Origin of the sequence: Streptomyces sp. 1114.5, from assembly GCF_003635085.1 — a bacterium.
In the GTDB taxonomy this organism is placed as follows: Bacteria; Actinomycetota; Actinomycetes; order Streptomycetales; family Streptomycetaceae; genus Kitasatospora.
Genome location: NZ_RBXE01000003.1, coordinates 1 through 17,342 on the forward strand (window position 1 = coordinate 1; position 17,342 = coordinate 17,342).

Consider the following 17,342-nt stretch of genomic DNA (forward strand, 5'->3'; position numbering starts at 1 on the left):
CCGGAGCCGGCCGGGCAGCCCCAGGGGGCCGGGACAGCCGGGACGGCGGCCAGGACCGGCCACCAGGGCCTCCAGGGCACGGGCTTGGACGGCGCGGCACAGCCCGGCGCAGCGGGACGGCCTGGCGGCCGACCAAGGGGGCGCAGCAGCATGGCGCGGCACAGCACGGGCAGCACGGGCAGCGTGAACCGCCGAGGCCTGCCAACCGGCGCAGCCCGGTGCAACACGCCCACCCGCCCCCGGCCGCATAACGCCTGGTCAGACCCGCAACACGGCCCCGTGTTGCACCTCGGTGCAACACCGCGTTGCACCCCGCGTTGCACCTCGCACCCGCCGCCCGGCCGCCGAGCGCCACCATCAGGACCAGGCCGTCGGGAAGGCCGGCCTTCCCGACGGCCACCGCCGAGCAGCAGCCGCGGCCCCGCCCCGGCACCCTGTCGCACCCACCCTGTCGCGCCCAGACCACACACAGGGGCACAGGGGTATCCGCCCACGTCACACCACACGACAGCACCCCCCGCGACAGGCAACGCGACAGCAGGCGCGACAACCCGCCGACTACTCCCGAGCCGCCACCAAAGCGGCCTCCACGGCGGCCTGACGGCCACCCAGCCGTCCAGCCGGAACGGCGGTGCCCAGCAGCATCCGGACCGACCCGGACGGCGGGACGGCGCGGCCGAGCCGGGCGCAGCGGGACGGCCTGGCGGCCGACCAGGACGACGGCCAAGCCCAGCAGCGGCCGGGCAGGCAGGCGCCGGGGAGGCGGGGAGCCGCCAAGGCCGGCGACCCGCACGGCGGCCACCGAGAAGCACACAGCCCGCCCCCCACCAAACCGAACACCGGTCCCCGCCATCACCCCGGCCACCGCAATTCCGACCCGAAATCACACCACCACCCAGCGGCCAATCCGCCAAAACAACCAGGCGGAATATCCGGCAGAATTCACCCCCGAAAACAGCCCACACCACCGAACCCACCCCCCGACCAGCCCCACCCCACCCCGCCACCACACACAGTCACCAAACCCGGACCATAGCCACCCCGACCCACACCGCCAACAGGTCCGACCAAAGGTCCAGACAATATGGCATCCAAGGCCAAAACACGCCCACCACAACCAACAGGTCACACCCCACGGTGAGGATGAGCTACTTCTCTCCGTGGCTCGCCCGTGCGGCCCGGCGCCGGGCGTCCGCGGCTTCTACGCGGGGCTCTTAACCTGGACCACGGCCGCACGCCGGCCCGCGATCAGGATCCGGTCGCCCAACTCACGCCTGCCGGAAACCTTCTGAGCAAGGGCGGGCACGAACACGAAGTCCGGCAGCCCCCAGGTAGCGGCGGCGTGCGTGGCCATTTCGGCCCCAGGGCCCTGCTCGACATCGGCTGGCAGTGGCAGGGCATCAGGTATTCGACGCATGAACGGACCGCGAGGCGTGTCAACGATCAACGTGAGTTCGGCTCTCCCGTTGACAGGACGCCAGCTGACCTGCGACGACTTCGTCTCTTCCACCCCGGCTATTAGACGCCCTCTGACCGCGAAGATCACCCCCGGTTCAACGAGATCTCAGCCGCCACCTGCCCACAGCCCACACCCGCCAGCAAGCCGCCCGCCTATGGGGCTACCGCCGAACCCGCCACAAGCAAGAAAGCCCTCAAAGGAACAGCACCACTGTCACCACACCCGCGAAACCCACAGCTCACAGACCCGCTAGCCCCACGCCAACGCGATCACACCACCGCCAGACCAGCCCTACCCCACCCGAACACGAGAACCTCTCAACTAACCAGCAAAACCCCAGCCCCGTCACCACCCTGAACCGCCCACCCACCGCTGCCCCATAGCCGGGCAGTGGAAGAGATCGACCCGTGGTGGTGCCCCACCTGGCCCATCACCTGGCAGCGCACCTACGCCGTGGCGAGGTTGTGGTGGCTGGAGGCCGACGGCCAGGTCGACTGGACGCGGCTGCCCGAGGACACCGTGTTCGAGGGCGAGCAGCTCGGCCGGTGGGTGAAGGCGCAGCGCGGCGGCTGGCCCGGCCTGGAGGCCGACCAGCAGGACCTGCTCGCGGCGATCGGCATCGCCGAGGACCCCGAGCTGGTGGCCGCCAAGGCCGCCACGGAGGCGAAGCCGAAGGTCTCGAGGGTGGAGCGGTTCCAGCAGGGCCTGGCCGCGTTCGCAGCGTTCGTCGAGCGGGAGGGGCATACTCGGGTGCCGAGGTCCCACCGCGAGGACGGGACGGCTCTGGGCGCCTGGGTCAACAACCAGAAGGCCCGCCAGGACAAGCTCACCGACGAGCAGCGCGGGCAGCTCGCCGCCCTGGGCGTGGAGTGGGCATAGCGGGCCGCCCCGGCCGGGTTGGTGTCGTTGGCCGGCGGTAGGTTGCCGGGGCCCTGAGAAAGCACTGGGAGGCCGTCACCTGCGGGTGGCGGCCTTCCTGTGTTGGGGGCGTGTGGGGATCCCGGGGCCGCTGAGGGTCAGCGCCGGACGAAGTTCCATCCGCTGTCCCACCCACCCCTGCCTCCCCGTGCGCCACCGCGACGCAGCCTCCCTACCCCGGCCGCTTGACCGGAGCCCTTTACGCCCTGACTCTGGGTCAACGTGCGTCTAAGAGAGGCGACTTGGGGGGGGATGTTGGACGAGAAGGTGCTCATCCGCGTGGACGACGCCGACACCACCGCTGTCGGCTCCCTGCTGGCCTGGCTGCGGGCCGAGCCTGCCCTGCGCGGGCGCGTCGAACCGGTCGGAACGGCTCCGCGTCCCGGGTCGCTGGGCACCCTCGCGGACGTGCTCACTGTCGCCCTCGGTGCCGGTGGGGTCGCTTCCGGCCTGACCAGCGCTCTGATCGCGTGGATCCGCCGGCGAAGCGGCGACATGGTCGTCCACGTGACGCGCTCGGACGGCAGCTCGATCGAGCTGCGGGCGACGGCCGTCCACGGCCTTGATCCGGACGGCCTCGCCGCCCTCGCCCGCGAGGTCGGAGCCTCGCTCGCCGGCCCATCAGAGTCGGCCGCCGCCCCATCGCCCGGCGACGAGTAACGCCCGGTGCCGACGAGTGACACCGGAGGCCCCCGGGCGACGCCGGCCGGCCCCGGCAACCTACCCCTGAGCCTCCCCGGCGCACGGGCCCTGATCATCGGAACCGGCACCCACGTCCCCAGATCCGTCCTGCCCGACGTCCCCGCGGTCGCCGAGACCGTCCGCGCGATCAGCGAGGAGCTCGTCGCCCGCTGCGGCCTCGCCCCCGACCACGTGCGCACCGTGATCGACCCCAAGGACCCGCTCGTCCTCGGCAACGCGCTGACGGCCACCGCCGAAGCAGCCGAATCGGTGCTTCTCGTGTACTACGTCGGCCACGGCCTGGTCGGGCTGGACGGCGAACTCCACCTGGCGACCCGCACTTCCGACCACCTGACCCGCGGCCTGGCCTTCCGGGCCCTGCGGTACTCCGCGCTGCGCGAGGCCCTGTTCTCCTCCCGGGCCCGCTCGATCGTCCTCGTCCTCGACTGCTGCTACTCCGGCCGGGCTGCCCCCGTTGCCGGCGCGGCCGGCCTGTTCGAGGCCTCGTACCCCGGCGGCGGGTTCCTGCTGGCCTCGGCCGCCCCGGAGGAACTCGCACTGGCCCCAGTCGGCTCCCGCTACACCGCCTTCAGCGGCGAACTGCTACGTCTGCTGCGGGAGGGCGACCCGGCCGGCCCGCCGCAGCTGACGCTGGGCCACATCCACCGGCACCTGGCCCGGGCGCTGCCCGGTCGGGGCTTCCCCGAGCCGTACTGCCGCTCCGAAGGCCGGGCTGGCGACCTGGTGCTGACCGCCAACCCGGCCTACACCTCCCCGCCGGAGCCGTCACCGCCGGCCGGACCGGACGAGGAGCCCGGCGCCGCTCCCGAGCTGGACACCTGTCCGTACCGGGGCCTGGCACCGTTCGGCCCGGAGGACGCCCGGTTCTTCTTCGGCCGGGAACGGCTGACCGCCGAACTCGTCGCTCGGGTGTCCGCCAAGCTGTCGCTCGACGGCCCGATCGTGCTCGTCGGCCCCTCCGGCGCCGGCAAGTCCTCCCTGCTGCGCGCCGGCCTGCTGCCCACCCTCGACCGCGGGCTGCCCGGCGCCGAGGATGCCTGGCGCTGGCCCCGCGCGGTAATCACCCCGGGCGAGCACCCGCTCTCCCGGCTCGCCGCCGTCCTCGCCGACCTGCTCCCCGGCGCACCGGGCACTCACCGCGAAGCACTCCTCGACGCCCTGACCGTGCACCCGGAGTCGATCGCCGACCCGCCCGCGGACGGGTCCCGCCTGCTCCTGGTGGTGGACCAGTTCGAGGAACTCTTCACCGCCTGCAAGGACGAGCAGGAACGGGAGGCGTTCATCCGCGCGCTGTCCGCGCTCTGCTCGCGCACCGAGCGGGGCCGCCCCCCGCGGGCCGTGGTCCTGCTCGGGCTGCGCGCCGACTTCTACGGGCACTGCGCGGCCTACCCGGCCCTGCACGCCGCGCTGAAGGCGAGCCAGGTCCTGGTCGGCCCGATGCTCCCGGAGGAACTGCGCGACGCCGTCGAGAAGCCCGCCCGTCTCGCCGGACTGCGCGTGGAACAGGGCCTGGTCGCTCTCCTCCTCCAGGACCTCCGCACCAGGAACGACGAGCGGCGCGACACCGTGACCGCGCTCCCCCTGCTGTCGCACGCCCTGCTGGCTACCTGGCAGAAACGCACCGGCCGAGTCCTCACCCTGGCCGGTTACCAGGCATCGGGCGGCATCTGGCACGCCGTCCGGCAGACCGCCGAGGACACCTACCAAGCCCTCGCTCCCGAGGAGCAGCGGGCCGCCCAGCAGATCCTGCTGCAACTGGTGCACGTCGTCGACGGTGCCGAGGACACCCGTCGACGCGCCCCGCTGGTCGACCTCGGTCTCGACACCGCCCCGGCCGCCCACGCAGCCCTCGACGCGCTCGTCCGGGCCCGGCTGGTCGTCGTGGACGACGGCCATGCCGAACTCGTTCACGAGGCCGTGCTGCGCGCTTGGAAACGGCTGGCCGACTGGATCCGAGAGGATCGCGCCGGCCTGGTGGTCCGCCAACGCCTCCACGACGCCGCGAAGGCATGGGAGCAGGACGGTCGCGACGAGGGAGCGCTCTACCGGGGGGTGCGGCTCGCCGCCGCCCGCCAGTGGATCGAGGAGTCCGCCGAACGGCACGGCACCGTCCCGGTGGCCCGGGAGTTCGTGACGGCGAGCCTGGCCCGGCAGGCCGCCGAACAGCGCGCAGCGCGCCGCCGCACCACCCGCCTGCGCGTGCTGGCCGCCACTCTCGCCGTGCTGCTCATGGTCGCCGTCACCGGCGTGGGCGCGGCCGTCTGGCAGAACCAGGTCGCCGGCGAACAGCGTGACCTCCTGGCCTCCAAAGTCGCTGCCGAGGCGGCCGACCGCCTCCGGATGACCGATCCCACCCTCGCCCTCCAACTCGCCCTCTCCGCACGCCACATCGCCGACACACCGGAGGCGCGCAGCAGCGTCTATAACGCGGCGCTCGCCCCGTACTACACGCCGATCAAGGGACACACCGATACCGTCCGGAAGCTCGCCGTCAACGCCGAACGGCACCTGCTGGTCAGCGCTGGTCGCGATCACACCGTTCGGCTCTGGGACCTCTCGGATTCCCGCCAGCCCCGGCCCGTGGGTCTGATCGACACCCACGACGCCGGGCTCGCGCTGAGCAGCGACGGTCGGCTCCTGGCCACCGTGAACACCGGTGACTCCGTCCAACTGTGGGACGTCTCCGACCCCGCAAACCCCGTTGCCGTCGCCACCTTGGCGAACACCCACGGCTCCTTGGCCTTCAGCCCGGACGGCCACGCGCTGGCAGCCGTCGACCAGGACCGGTCCGAGCTGTGGAACCTCACCGACCCCCGACAGCCGGTCCGGGCGGGTGCCATCCCCCCAGGTACCGGACAGGTCCAGTGCGTCGCGTTCAGCTCGGACGGGCGCCTTCTCGCCTTCGCCGTCAACGCGGCCGACGGCAGCTACGCGGCCGAGCTGTGGAACGTCGCCGACCTCGCCAACCCCGCGCGCACCGCGGTGCTCGGCGACAGCCACGCCCTCTCACTGACCTTCAGCCCGCGCGGGCCGCTGCTCGCGGTCGGTAGCACCAGCCAGGGCGTGCGGCTGTGGGACACCACCGACCCGGCCCGGCCCGACCCGGTCACCACACCGAACTACACCGCGGATCCGCCCTACTCGACCTACCCCGTGGAGATCGCGACCGGTCAGCTCGTGGGGACGGTCGTGTTCTCCCCGGACGGCCGGACCCTGGCCCTCGGGGCCTCTAACGACGACGGCTACCAGCTGGGCCGTGCCGAGACCGTCGATATCGCCGACCCGCACCAGCCGGCCGTCCTGGCCGACTTCCCCACCCCCGGGATGCTCTCCTCGGTCCAGATCGGCGACCGCGGGTCCCTGTTCAGCGCAGGCGCCGAACCGGACATCCGGCACTGGTACCCCCCGATCGACTCCACCCTGCCCAACACCCGCACGGCCGGCGGCTTCTCCCCGGAGGGCCGCGTCCTGGCCTGGGCCACCGACGCCCACATCCACGACGACCATGCGCAGACGTACCGGCTGTGGCGGACCAACGGGCCCTACGAGGTCAGCCCGGCCGGCACGCTGAAGGCTCCGAACGTCCTGATGGTCAACGAGCGCACCCTGCTCTCGTACAACATGGGCGGTCCGGCACAGCTTTGGGACATCACCGACCCCGACCACCCAGTGCCGGGGAGCACGCTCAACGGGATCGCCGAGTACGTCCTCCACAGCGAGGCCCGTGAGGACGCCCACGTCGCCGTGGCGGACGGACTCCTTGCTCTCGACGGAAGCGACGGGCTGATCCACCTGTGGGACGTCGGCGACCCGAACGCCGCGAAGTCGCTGTCCGCCGTGCAGTCCCCGCAGCCGCCCGGCCGTCTCCTCCTCGACAAGCGGAAACTGGTGTCCATCGACCAACGGCTGGACCGCCGGACCATCGACGTCTGGGACCTCAGCGATCCCAGCCGACCCGTCGCCTCGCCCTCACTCCCGATCGGTGACGGCGTCGCGTTCGAGAGCAGCACATCGGACCTGCTCGCCGTCGCCACCGGCAGCACGTCCCGGAACCCGAAGTCCATCGAGCTGTGGAACCTCGACGATCCCGCTCATCCCGACCACGCCGAACTTCTCAACGGCATCGTGAACGACCTGACGCTCAGTCCCAACGGACGGACCCTGGCGGTGACGACCGACAAGACCATCGACCTGTGGGACGTCTCCGACATCCACCACCCCACCAAGACCAACGCACTCACCGTCGAACGGCCGGGCGCGATCGGGTTCAGCCCCGACGGACGTGTGCTCGTCAGCTTCGCCAAGGCGCTGCGGCGCACCGATCCCCTCGTCGGCCAGTTCCACCTGTGGCGGGTGGAGGATCCGCGCACCGCCACCGAGATAGGCGCGCTGACCCTTCCCAGTGTCATCGAAACCGCCGAGTTCAGCCCCGACGGGCAGACTCTCCTCATCGGCAAGGCCAATGACGTCTACAGCGGGGAGAAGGGCCGGGCTTACCTCATCGACCCCGACATCGACCGGGTCACCGCCCGCCTCTGCGACCTGGCCGGCGGCACCATCACCGCCGACCAGTGGCACCGCTACTTCCCCGGCACGCCGTACCGCCCGCCGTGTAGGTGAGCGGTCGGCCCACGGCCTGCGGCTACGCCACCGCGCGACTGGGCGTCGAGGTGGGCGACGGTGCGCGCGCTAGCCGAGCAGGTGCCCCAGCAGCGTCACCAGGAGCGCGCCCGCTCCTTGGACCGCGCCCCCGGCGAAACGACGGCTGAGCCACCGTCGGCGCCCGCGGGTGCGGCGCCACCAGGTCCTGGTCCGCTCGGCCCTGTACCACTGGGGTTTGTTCCCTCTACGATCACGCACGCGCGTGAGCTCCTCCCTCTCTCGGTGTGAGGCCCGCGTGGAGGGGCGATCGCGGTCGGCAGACGCTGGCAGGCATAACAACCGACCGTGATCGTTCCACTCCATTCGGACTTGGCGGGCCGTAGGGTATCTGATGTAACGATCGGACGTTAGGGGCTTCTGATCCGCCGCCAGGTGCCCGCCAGACGCGATCGATCGCGGCGATCCGACGGGGCACTCCACTGTCCTGAGAGGCCGCCCCGTTCCTGCTAGACCCGTTTCCTTCGCTTGCCCTCGGTCTCGGCTTCCTCGGGCTTGCGCTGACCGAACAGACGGAGCTGGTGAGCTCCGACGACGCCCAGGGCCAGGGGCAATCGCCCGCCAGCGGCTCTGCGTCGGCCGCACCTACGCCGGCGAGCTCGTCACCGTCCACGTCGAGGACACTTACGTCCGCGTCACCCTCGACGGCGCCGACCTTGTAGTGCACCTCCGCAAGAACCGAGCACCCCGGTCACCCACTTCAGAGCCAAGATCCATGCACCGAAACTCTGACGCGCTGTCGCCCATCACCTGAGACCGTCAACGATGTCCCGAGGCCAAGCTGTCAACAAAGTCCCGAGACCTCACACGACAACATCCTGGCCGGCCTGCTCGCACGGGTCGGTGGCGGTGCCGTCGGCTGCCACGGTGAGGCGGACCATGGCCGCTGGTCGTCGGTTGGCAGCCGCACGTGTCGGCGCCGCCGATATGTGCGGCTGGCCGATTCTCAGGTGAAGGTCCACCACTGGTCGTCGCCGGGGTCCGGGTGGCAGGGGTAGACGCCCAGGCGCAGGCCGGGGGTGGGGTCGGCGTGTCCGGGGACGTCCAGGCACATCGGCGTGGGTGTGCCGTCGGACTTGACGTTGACGAGCAGGAAGCCGTTGGTGTCGTTCCACTGCAGGCGCCACAGGTGGTTGTCGCCGTCGGTGAGATCGCAGGGGTAGAGGCCGACCTGTGAGGGAGCCGGGGCTCCGTGCTCGGGCGGGTCCACGCACAGCGTGGAGCCCGCCGGGCGGAGCGCGAACCGGCCCGCATTGCCGACGGCGGGCACGAGGTCGAAGTACTGCAGGTGTTCTCCGCCCGCGCCGCACCGCTCCTGGACCACCGGGTGTCCCATGTTCGGTGCGCCGCCCGTCGGGACGTCGACGCACAGGCCCGTCGCCAGGTTGCGGAGCGAGCGGCGGGCCGGTCCGTCGGGCGCCCCCGGGGCAGGGGCAGGCGCGGGCGGTAGAGGTGTGGCGGCTGGCTGGGTGGGGGTGGCGGCCGGGCGGGAGGGAGAGGAGCTGGTGGTCGCGGGGATGCCGGCTGTGGCCGAGGGGGAGGTGGCGGGGGTGGACGCGGCGGGCGCCGGCGGCTCGGGTGCCGGGCTGGTGGGCGGCTGCTCCGGGGTGCTGCTGGGGGCCGCGGAGTCGGGCGGCACGTTCGCAGGTTGGGTTCCCCCGCTGTCGGCGGTGCTGGGCGCCGACGGTTCGGCGGCGGGCTGGCCGCCGGGGCGCTGGGCCTGGTTGGCGATGATGACCGCGGCGAGCAGGGCGGCCAGCAGAGCCCACTGGATCGGGGCGCGCCAGCGGGTCCACCACGATCCGGCGCTGGCGGTTCGCTCGGCGCCGGTTCGCTTGCGGGCGGTGGCGGGGGCCGGGGCCGGGGCCGGGGCCGGAGGCCCGTCGGCGGGGAGGGAGGCCGTGGCCACGGGGTCGGTGCTGAAGGACGGCGGTATCGGGGGCCGCATCGGGGGCTCGGCGGGCTCGGGAGCTCCGGCGTCTTCCGGCCTGGGCGGGACGGCATCAGGAAGCGCTGCGGTCGGTTCGCCCGGGCGCTCCGGGGCGGACGCGACGTCAAAGTTCGAGGTGGTGTCCGTGCTGGTGGGGGGATTGTCCGCCGCTTGTTCGGCGCAGCCTGCCTCGGTCGCCGCAGGTCGCTCGGTCGGGGTGGGGGCGGCGGGTATCGGGGCGGAAGGTGGCGGAGTAAGAAGGGGCTGGGCGGAGGTGGCGGCGGCATGCAGGCGCCGGGCTTTGTTGGTGGCGAGCTGCCGGGCGCGCGGGTCGTGGGCGAAGCGGTGCTCGACCACTTTAGTGAGTCGGTCCCATGGGATGATCTTCTGGCCGGAGCGGTACTCGCTCCACGTGCTCCTGGCCAGGCTGTAGCGCTTCTCCAGGTCGCTGACGGTGCTCTCGGCGGTCAGCTCGCGCAGGAACTGCGCGAGGGCGTTGGCCTGCTCGGTGCGGCCACGCAGCGGACCAGGCGGACGGCCGGCCTTCCCCATCTCTCCCCCTCGGATATCCGGCATGTTCGCCGGTGTTCGCAACCTGCGGCGCGCTGACCTGCGGTCCGGCTGATGCGGTCCGACGGACAATCAGATCAGGTTCCAGCGTGGTGTTCCACCGCTTCCGGCAAGCCCGGCAAGCGGGTTCACCGACGACGGACGGGACCCCACACAATGACCAGACCATGGCACGGCGCGGCGATCGCCGTTCTGGCGCTCGCCGCCGGCCTGAGCGTGCTGCCCGCCCACGCGGACAGCAGCGACCACTCTCAGTGGCCCACCAGCACCGGCACCCTCGGCAAGGGCGCCGCCCCGGGCGGCCCGGTCACCCGCGACCAGGTCCTGGCCCGCGCCCGGCACTGGGCCGAGCAGCGGGTGGGCTACAGCTGGGTGCGCTGGTGGAGCGACAGCGCGACCGGCGGCGGGTACCGGCAGGACTGCTCCGGATTCGTCTCGATGGCCTGGCAGCTGAAGGAGAGCTACGACACCACGGGCCTGTTCTCGGTCGCCGACAGGATCACCTGGGAGCAGCTGCAACCCGGAGACGCGCTCGACATCGGCGGCGTGAAGGGGCACGCGATCCTGTTCGCCGGGTGGACGGACAAGGCCAAGGACACGTTTCGGTACTACTCCGAGAGCAACAGCCGCACGCCGACCTCTGCGGCGACGGCGCGGCGCGGCGACCCGGAGATCGGCGGCCATCCCACGAGCTCGTACGTCCCCCTCAGGTACCGGAAGATCACCGACACCCCCGTTCCCCCGCCGCCCGTACCTCCCGCGCCGTCGGCGCCCGTACCGGTCCCGGTCACACCCGCGCCGGCCCCGGTACCGTCCCTGCCGGCCCCGGCTCAGTCGTCCGCGCCGGCCTCCTCACCCGCACCCGCATCGCCCTCCGCGCCGACGGCCGAACCGGCACCGTCCACCGCCCCTGCGGCACGCGACAACGCCCGCCCCTCCCCCTCCGCCACCGAGCCCGCCCCGGCTCCGGCCGCGCCGCCGCGCCGGACGCTGCGGAACGTGGCGACGGGTCTGTGCGTCGACGTGCCGACGGGCGGTGTGCCGAACATGGGGCACCCGGTGGTCCAGGAGCACTGCGACGCGGGCACCGGGCATCTGCAGCAGGTCGACCTCGTGCCCGGCACCGGCGGCGCGAGCGGGTTCGCCCTCCGTCCGGCCGGCTCCACGCTGTGCGTGGACCCGCCGAACTACGGGGCCCCGGCCAACGCGCAGGTCGGCCTCTACCCCTGCGACTACAGCAGCGCCGACAACCACCTGTGGCTCCAGCGCTGGAACTCCGAACGCACCGCGTTCCTGCTCGTCAACGCCAAGTCCGCCGACACGCCCACGCCGATGTGCCTGGACGTTCCCGGACACGCCGACTCCGCCCCGGGTCTTCGCCTGGGCGTCTACCCCTGCCACCCGGAGCCCGGCGACGACCACTGGTGGACCCTCGCCTGACCCGCCGTCGACACGCCTTCGCCGCAACCCGGCTGACCCGTCCTGCCCGCAACCACGCACCGAGGAGCACAACATGACCCACCCCGACCCCGACTTCACGACTGGTACCGACGGCTCCCTGCCCCGCCCCGGGCGGGGCAGGGCCGTGCGCCTGCTGAGGATGATCGCGCTGATCGTCGCCGCCGTCCTCGCCATCAGCGTGAGCGCCAACGCCGCCACCCGCGGCAAGCCCGCCCGGAAGGACACGGCCACGACCGTGATCATGGGCAAGGCCGTCGCGAGCAGCGACGGCGTCTACGTCCTCCCCAAGGACGGTTCGGGGGTGTACCAGTGGAGCGCGGACCGGGACGGCTGGCGGAAGATCGGCCAGCCCGCGAAGACCATCTACGCCGGCGTGGACACCGTGTACGCCACGAACCCGGCCAGCGGCGACGTGTGGCGCTACAACGGCAAGCCCGATGACTGGACCCGCATCAGCGGCCCCGTCGCCGACCTCGCCGCCACGGACAAGCACCTCTACAAGATTCCGGCGGACCGCTCCGGCGTGTGGCAATACACCGGAAAGAAGGACGAGTGGCGCAAGGTCGGCGGCCCCGCCGCCCACCTCTACACCTACACCGGCAAGACCAAGGCCCTGAAGAACGCCGAGAAGCAGCGGGGCGGCGCACAGGGCCTGCTGACCGACAGCCCGCTGTTCGCCACTGACCGCGACTCCGGCACCATCGCCCACTACCTCGGCAGCCCGAACGAGTGGAGCGTCATCGGCCAGCCCGGTGCCGAGTTCGCCGTGACCGACGAGTCCCTCTTCGGTCTGTCCCCCGACCGCTCCGGTATCTGGAGGTGGAACGGCAGGGACGGCAAGGCCAGTGAGTGGACCAACGTCCGCAACCAGCGAACCGAGTACATCATCGCCGCCGACACCCTCTTCGCCGTCAACCCCGGCACCGGTGACATCGTCAAGCACGACGGCAACGGCAGGTGGAACTGGATCGGCCATCCCGGGACCGGCTTCGCCACCTCCGGAGGCCAGCTCTACGGCATCTCTCCCGACGGAACCGGCCTGTACCGCTACACCTGGGACAGCAAGAACACGTGGAAGCTTCTCGGCGCTCCGGTCGCGGTACCGGCTAACCGTGCGGAGAAGATCGCCCGACTGGACAGTCTCACCCAACTCGGCCCGGAGGCGACCGCAGACTGGAACCGGACACTCGACGCACAGCACAACGTCTTGCCGGACCGGTACGAGTTCCGTTGGACGACCAACGCATGCAACTTCCCCGCCAGGAACACCGTCGACGGCTACGACTTCACAGCCGCATGCATCCGGCACGACTTCGGGTACCGCAACTACCGGGACCTGCACGGTGAGAAGGAGTTCCGCTCCAACCCGAACGGAAAGGCACGCATCGACGAGATCCTTCTCCAGGACGCGAACAACGTCTGCGTTGAGCAGGGACGCCAGCCCACCCTCCGGACGCCCTTCGACTTCACCGCCTGCAAGGCAGCCGCTCAGACCTTCTACTACGGGGTCAAGGTCGGGGAGCCCATCGTCGAGACGATCACCAACCCCGCCAACCCCGCCGATCTCCTCCCCAACCCCAAGGAAGTGGCCAAGGGAATCCTGGGGTGGCCCGGCATTCGCCGCTGAGCTGACCCGCAGCCCCGGCGACGGGCTTCCACCACCCCACGCCCCACCGGTTGGCCGCCACCCCCTTGGGGCTGGCGGCCAACCGCCGTACGCTCCCGGCATCCGCCGCCCACCAAGCCCGGAGAACCCCGAATGAGTGGCCTTCCGCTCGGCGGTCAGCGCCCCTGCAGCGGCCGGCCCCGAGGTGAGCCACGCGGAGAAGGAGCAGCGGAACCTCGCCACCGCCGCCCAGTTCCGGGCACGGGAGGGGCACCTGAACGTCCCCCGCAAGCACAAGGAGACGCTGGCTCTGCCGGACGGCACCACCGTGGAGGTCGGCCTGGGCCTGTTCATCACCAACAGTCGCAGCCACTGCGGCGACATCCCCGCCGCCCGCGCCGCGCGACTCACCGAGCTCGGGATGCGCTGGGCGTAGGGCGGGCGCCGGACCGGCGGTGCCACGCGCCCGCTGCAACGCGGCCCGGCCGCTGCCTGGGTGAGGTGAAGGCCCAGTTCAGGGGTGCAACGCGGAATCTCGCGTTGCACCCCGCGTTGCGCTCGGAGCCTCTCGCGCGCAGCTGTCGCGCCCAGACCACACATGGGGGTAAGCACCCATCCGCGCAGGTCACAGCACACGACAGCACCCCGCGCGACAGGGGGTCGCGACAACCCCCGCGACAGCCTCCGGGGCATCAGCGCTCACGCGGCGCGGTTCTTCACCGGGTAAAGCTCAGCGTGTCGCACCCGATCCTTCCACCACGGATCGGCCGGAGCGGAGACGCGGGCGGCCAACAGCTCGCGCCTGGTCGGGGCGGGCAGCACCAGCGGCCCCAGCTCCTTGTCCTCCCGGTCGCTTTCGCAGTGCGGGCACTCCAACCGGTCCGGCCGGGCCTTCTCCCGCAGCTCCAGCTTCGATCCTTCCTTCCCCCCCCGATCGAGCCCCGGCACGTCCAGCACGGGCGCAGCGCGGCGTTGGCCGTGCGGGCCGGCCTCCAGTTGTTCTTCGGCCTCTCGTTCCAGGCGTTCCTCGCGGTCCTGGTGGCAGGTCCAGCAGCGGCCGCCGGGACGGCGGGTCCACTGGCGGCTGCCGTACACCCAGGTGGTCTCCTCCTCGGGAACGTCGCCGCAGTCGATGCAGACCAGGGAGTCCATCGGCTCCTGGTGTGCCTTGTGCTCCTCGTCCTCGCGGGCGGCTTGGCGCAGGTCGTAGGCGGCCCGGTTGTTCGGGTTCTCCAGCGCCTCGATGAGGGAGTGCCGGCCCGAGCGGCCGAAGCGCCACCGCACCGGGCCGAGCGGCCCGTGGATGGCCAGTAGCTCCAGGGTGGTCGCGACGATGGGCAGCGCGTCGTCGTATTCGCGCCAGCCGTCGCCGTCGTTGTCGTCGCGGACCTCCCTGCACCACCGGCCTCGCCAGCAGTCGGCGGACAGGTCCGCGACGGCCTGCTGCCGGCCTGCCAGCGCGGAGGGGTCCGGTGTCGGTGACGATCAGCGCGACGGGCGGGTACCCGGCGCGGGTTTGGTCGGGCCAGGTGCGGCGCCACCAGTGCACCGTCCGATCGGCCGGCTCCCGGTCGACCAGCGCCAAGTCGTTGTCGCGGACCTTGGTGCGGAACAGCTCGCGGTACCGGGGGAACTTCGCGGCGACGTCGGCCAGGGCCATGGTCGAGCGGTCGGCCTCGACCATCAGGACCGGCACCCCGATCTGAGGGGCCTGCCACACACCGTCCGGGCGCACCTTGCGCCGGCCGCCCGGCAGCCCGAACTCCACCTCGGTCGCCCAGGAGCGCACCGTGCCGACCCCGCCCGCGGCCCCGGGCGCGCTGCCACCCAGAACGAACGCGGTGATCGTCTCGTTCACCGCCATCGCGTGCTGGGCGCCGGAGCGGCCCGCACCCCGGGCCGTCGAGCCTGAACGGCGACACCGGGACGGCGAGACGGCGCAGCGTGGCCGCGAGGCCGCGAGGGCGCGCCGTTCGGCGCCGGTGAAGCCGGTGCCGACGGAGCCGACGAACTGCAGGCGGCCGGTTCGGCTTCGGCGCCGGCCAGGACGGCCCGCAGGGTGTCGCCGCGGGGGCCGCCGGGCAGCCGGCCGCCGACCACGAGGTCGGCGGTGCGGAGGGAGGCCTGTGGGCCTCCGCATTCAGCGGCATGGATCAGACCTTGGAAACGATCCAAGGCAGGTCCCTGGTGACGACCAAGCCGCCGAGGCCAGTTGCTGCACCAGGCACCACCCGCCAGACCACCTGCTCGGCCCGGCGGCGGCTCCGAGCGAACCCCACGGAGGTAACCGGCAACTCCTGCCGCCCCTTACGGTGACTCGGCTGCACCAGGGCCACCGCTCTTCCCTTCAGCGTTCAACTCCAGGCTGGAGCGGTGGCTTTCATGGTGAGGCTATACCTCGATCCCAGTGATTCTTAAGGCTGAGTATCGATTGGCCATGCCATCTTCAGACAGGAACGCCTTTTACCTTGGCGCCAAGGCTCTCTGGGGCTGTCGGCGATGCACGCTCAAGACAGGTGCCCATGAAATCTCCCGAAGAAAAATCCCGACCACCGACCAGGCGGCCACGTCCAGGGGGAAGTTCGATGCCGACCGGGAGCTTCGGGAAGACCCGGTCAACGGGCACTGATTTCCGCGGTCGGGGTGCCGTCAACGAGCGTGTCATGAGCCCCAACTGCGGGTGGTCTTTGGTCTGTTGTGCGCGTTGGTCTGGGTTTGTCCTGCCGTGCGGGGCCATGGGCGCAGCCGGTGGGCGTGGACGAGCTGGTGGAGCACTGGACGGTGCTCGATGATGAGGCGGGACTGCGAGAGCATCCCGTTCAACAACGCCGCGTCGATCCTGGTCGCCGTCGAGGTCTCGGCCCGCGCCCGCGCCGTCACCGCCGAGGGCAGCCGTATCCGCGCCGGCCGCTGACCGATCAACAGCCGGCCGTGCCGACAACCCATGCGGGCGTCGGCACGGCCGTACACCCACGCCCCGAAGGAACACCTTGCGACCCACCACCCGCATAGCCGCCACCCTGGCCATGCTCGCCGCTCTCACCGCCTGTGCCGGCACCGCCACACCCACCACGACGGCCACGGACGACAGCCCCGCCCTGCGGTGGGCCCGCACCCAATTCCTTCTCGCCGACCACGCCACCGGCAACACCCTGTGCCATGCACGCGACATTGACGGCATCGAATCCGCCATCGGCTACGCGATGATCGACGCCCCCAACGACAACATCCCTGACCAGGACCGACGCGACGCGATGCGCCAGGTCATCACCGTCATGTGCCAGTCCCCCACCGCCCCGAAGACGCACCGGTGACCGACAACACCCCGCGCCCTGATCGCGACACACGTCCCGGCATTCCGCCATAGCAGCAGCCACAGCAGTGGGTCTGTCAGAGGTCTGGCCAAGGTGAGGCTGGTAGCCGCCTCACCTTGGCCGGACCCCCATCACGGCCGCTGACAGGCCGTGAGCTCGTTTGGAGCCGGTGCACACGGTCGTTACTGACGTCGGCTCGTCAGGGTGAGGTTGAGGTGTCGAGATTCAGGCCTGTGCCGGCCATGAAGCCGTCGAGGGCGTCGGGTCGGAACTGCAGGCGCTTGAGCCGGTGACGGACGAGGGCTTCGAGCCGGTGACGGACGAGGGCTTCGAGTCGGTCGAGGGCCCAGGTGATCAGACCTCTCGCGTCGGCCCCGGCCTGCAGCTGGGTGAGGCTCCGGCTCCAGGTGCCGTCGCGCTGCCGCGCCGGAAGAGGCCGTAGACGGTCTCCCACTCGCCGTGGTGTGCAGGATCGTCCCGCCAGGGCGCGCCGGTGCGCGTTCGCCGGCGTATGCCGTTGATCAGCCGGCGCTTCGACCGGACTGGAGGCCGCCGCGGCTTCTTGCCCACCGGCAACAACGGCTCCGGCCTGGCCCATTGCTCGCTCGTCAGATCTTCACACGCCACGAGTGGATCATGATAGACCTTGATCCACTGATAAGACAGGCCCAACCCGCAGACGCACCCGGCGAGCCTGGGCTCCTGGACGATGGGACGGTCCTG

General features: G+C 71.6%; 12 protein-coding genes and 1 pseudogene. 8 read left to right on the plus strand and 5 right to left on the minus strand.

Annotated elements, in window-relative coordinates:
* Positions 1-1,201: 1,201 nt before the first annotated feature.
* Positions 1,202-1,510 carry a hypothetical protein gene (locus BX285_RS36945; protein ID WP_147465257.1) on the minus strand — a complete coding sequence of 103 codons (309 nt, stop codon included), beginning with the start codon at positions 1,508-1,510 and terminating at the stop codon, positions 1,202-1,204.
* Positions 1,511-1,849: 339 nt separating this feature from the next.
* Between BX285_RS36945 and BX285_RS31380 the strand changes: the two genes are divergently transcribed.
* The 3 genes from BX285_RS31380 (at position 1,850) to BX285_RS31390 (ending at position 7,699) form a co-directional block, all read left to right on the plus strand.
* On the plus strand, positions 1,850-2,338 hold the full coding sequence (locus BX285_RS31380) for a helicase associated domain-containing protein (RefSeq protein WP_183107289.1): 489 nt from the start codon (positions 1,850-1,852) through the stop codon (positions 2,336-2,338).
* Positions 2,339-2,656: 318 nt separating this feature from the next.
* Positions 2,657-3,037 (plus strand): effector-associated constant component EACC1, encoded by a 381-nt coding sequence (locus BX285_RS31385; RefSeq protein ID WP_183107290.1) that lies wholly within the window; start codon positions 2,657-2,659, stop codon positions 3,035-3,037.
* 6 nt (positions 3,038-3,043) lie between these two features.
* Positions 3,044-7,699, plus strand: coding sequence for a caspase, EACC1-associated type (locus BX285_RS31390; RefSeq protein ID WP_121179107.1), 4,656 nt, complete (start codon positions 3,044-3,046; stop codon positions 7,697-7,699).
* A 985-nt stretch (positions 7,700-8,684) separates the two neighbouring features.
* Here BX285_RS31390 and BX285_RS31395 read toward each other — a convergent pair.
* Positions 8,685-10,220 (minus strand): ricin-type beta-trefoil lectin domain protein, encoded by a 1,536-nt coding sequence (locus tag BX285_RS31395; RefSeq protein ID WP_121179108.1) that lies wholly within the window; start codon positions 10,218-10,220, stop codon positions 8,685-8,687.
* 174 nt (positions 10,221-10,394) lie between these two features.
* Between BX285_RS31395 and BX285_RS37585 the strand changes: the two genes are divergently transcribed.
* The 3 genes from BX285_RS37585 to BX285_RS31415 all read left to right on the plus strand — a co-directional run bounded on the left by BX285_RS37585 (position 10,395) and on the right by BX285_RS31415 (position 13,741).
* Positions 10,395-11,678 (plus strand): RICIN domain-containing protein, encoded by a 1,284-nt coding sequence (locus BX285_RS37585; protein ID WP_183107291.1) that lies wholly within the window; start codon positions 10,395-10,397, stop codon positions 11,676-11,678.
* A gap of 73 nt (positions 11,679-11,751) precedes the next feature.
* Positions 11,752-13,326, plus strand: a complete 1,575-nt coding sequence (locus tag BX285_RS31410) for a phospholipase A2 (RefSeq protein WP_121179111.1) — start codon at positions 11,752-11,754, stop codon at positions 13,324-13,326.
* 136 nt (positions 13,327-13,462) lie between these two features.
* Positions 13,463-13,741, plus strand: coding sequence for a helicase associated domain-containing protein (locus BX285_RS31415; protein WP_121179112.1), 279 nt, complete (start codon positions 13,463-13,465; stop codon positions 13,739-13,741).
* Between the two features lie 263 nt (positions 13,742-14,004).
* Here the strand turns inward: BX285_RS31415 and BX285_RS38800 are convergent, their stop codons facing one another.
* Positions 14,005-14,589: a hypothetical protein gene (locus BX285_RS38800; protein WP_259470905.1), complete on the minus strand. Its 585-nt coding sequence runs from the start codon at positions 14,587-14,589 to the stop codon at positions 14,005-14,007.
* A gap of 319 nt (positions 14,590-14,908) precedes the next feature.
* Positions 14,909-15,445 (minus strand): annotated as a pseudogene (locus tag BX285_RS39595) (replication-relaxation family protein); the annotation flags it as partial.
* Between the two features lie 648 nt (positions 15,446-16,093).
* Here BX285_RS39595 and BX285_RS38805 point away from each other — a divergent pair.
* Both BX285_RS38805 and BX285_RS31430 read left to right on the plus strand, forming a co-directional pair.
* Entirely contained in the window at positions 16,094-16,219 is a 126-nt protein-coding gene (locus BX285_RS38805) for a hypothetical protein (RefSeq protein ID WP_259470906.1), read from the plus strand.
* Positions 16,220-16,295: 76 nt separating this feature from the next.
* Positions 16,296-16,619 carry a hypothetical protein gene (locus BX285_RS31430; RefSeq protein WP_121179114.1) on the plus strand — a complete coding sequence of 108 codons (324 nt, stop codon included), beginning with the start codon at positions 16,296-16,298 and terminating at the stop codon, positions 16,617-16,619.
* A 354-nt stretch (positions 16,620-16,973) separates the two neighbouring features.
* Here the strand turns inward: BX285_RS31430 and BX285_RS31440 are convergent, their stop codons facing one another.
* Complete coding sequence (locus tag BX285_RS31440) at positions 16,974-17,246, minus strand: transposase (protein ID WP_183107292.1); 273 nt, start codon at positions 17,244-17,246, stop codon at positions 16,974-16,976.
* Positions 17,247-17,342: the final 96 nt, after the last annotated feature.

What these genes read in the sequence shown, in the direction of transcription:
- BX285_RS37585 (WP_183107291.1), top strand. Translation starts at nt 10,395, where the DNA reads ATGACCAGACCATGGCACGGCGCGGCGATCGCCGTTCTGGCGCTCGCC.
- BX285_RS31410 (WP_121179111.1), top strand. Translation starts at nt 11,752, where the DNA reads ATGACCCACCCCGACCCCGACTTCACGACTGGTACCGACGGCTCCCTG.
- BX285_RS31395 (WP_121179108.1), bottom strand. Translation starts at nt 10,220, where the DNA reads ATGGGGAAGGCCGGCCGTCCGCCTGGTCCGCTGCGTGGCCGCACCGAG.
- BX285_RS38805 (WP_259470906.1), top strand. Translation starts at nt 16,094, where the DNA reads ATGATGAGGCGGGACTGCGAGAGCATCCCGTTCAACAACGCCGCGTCG.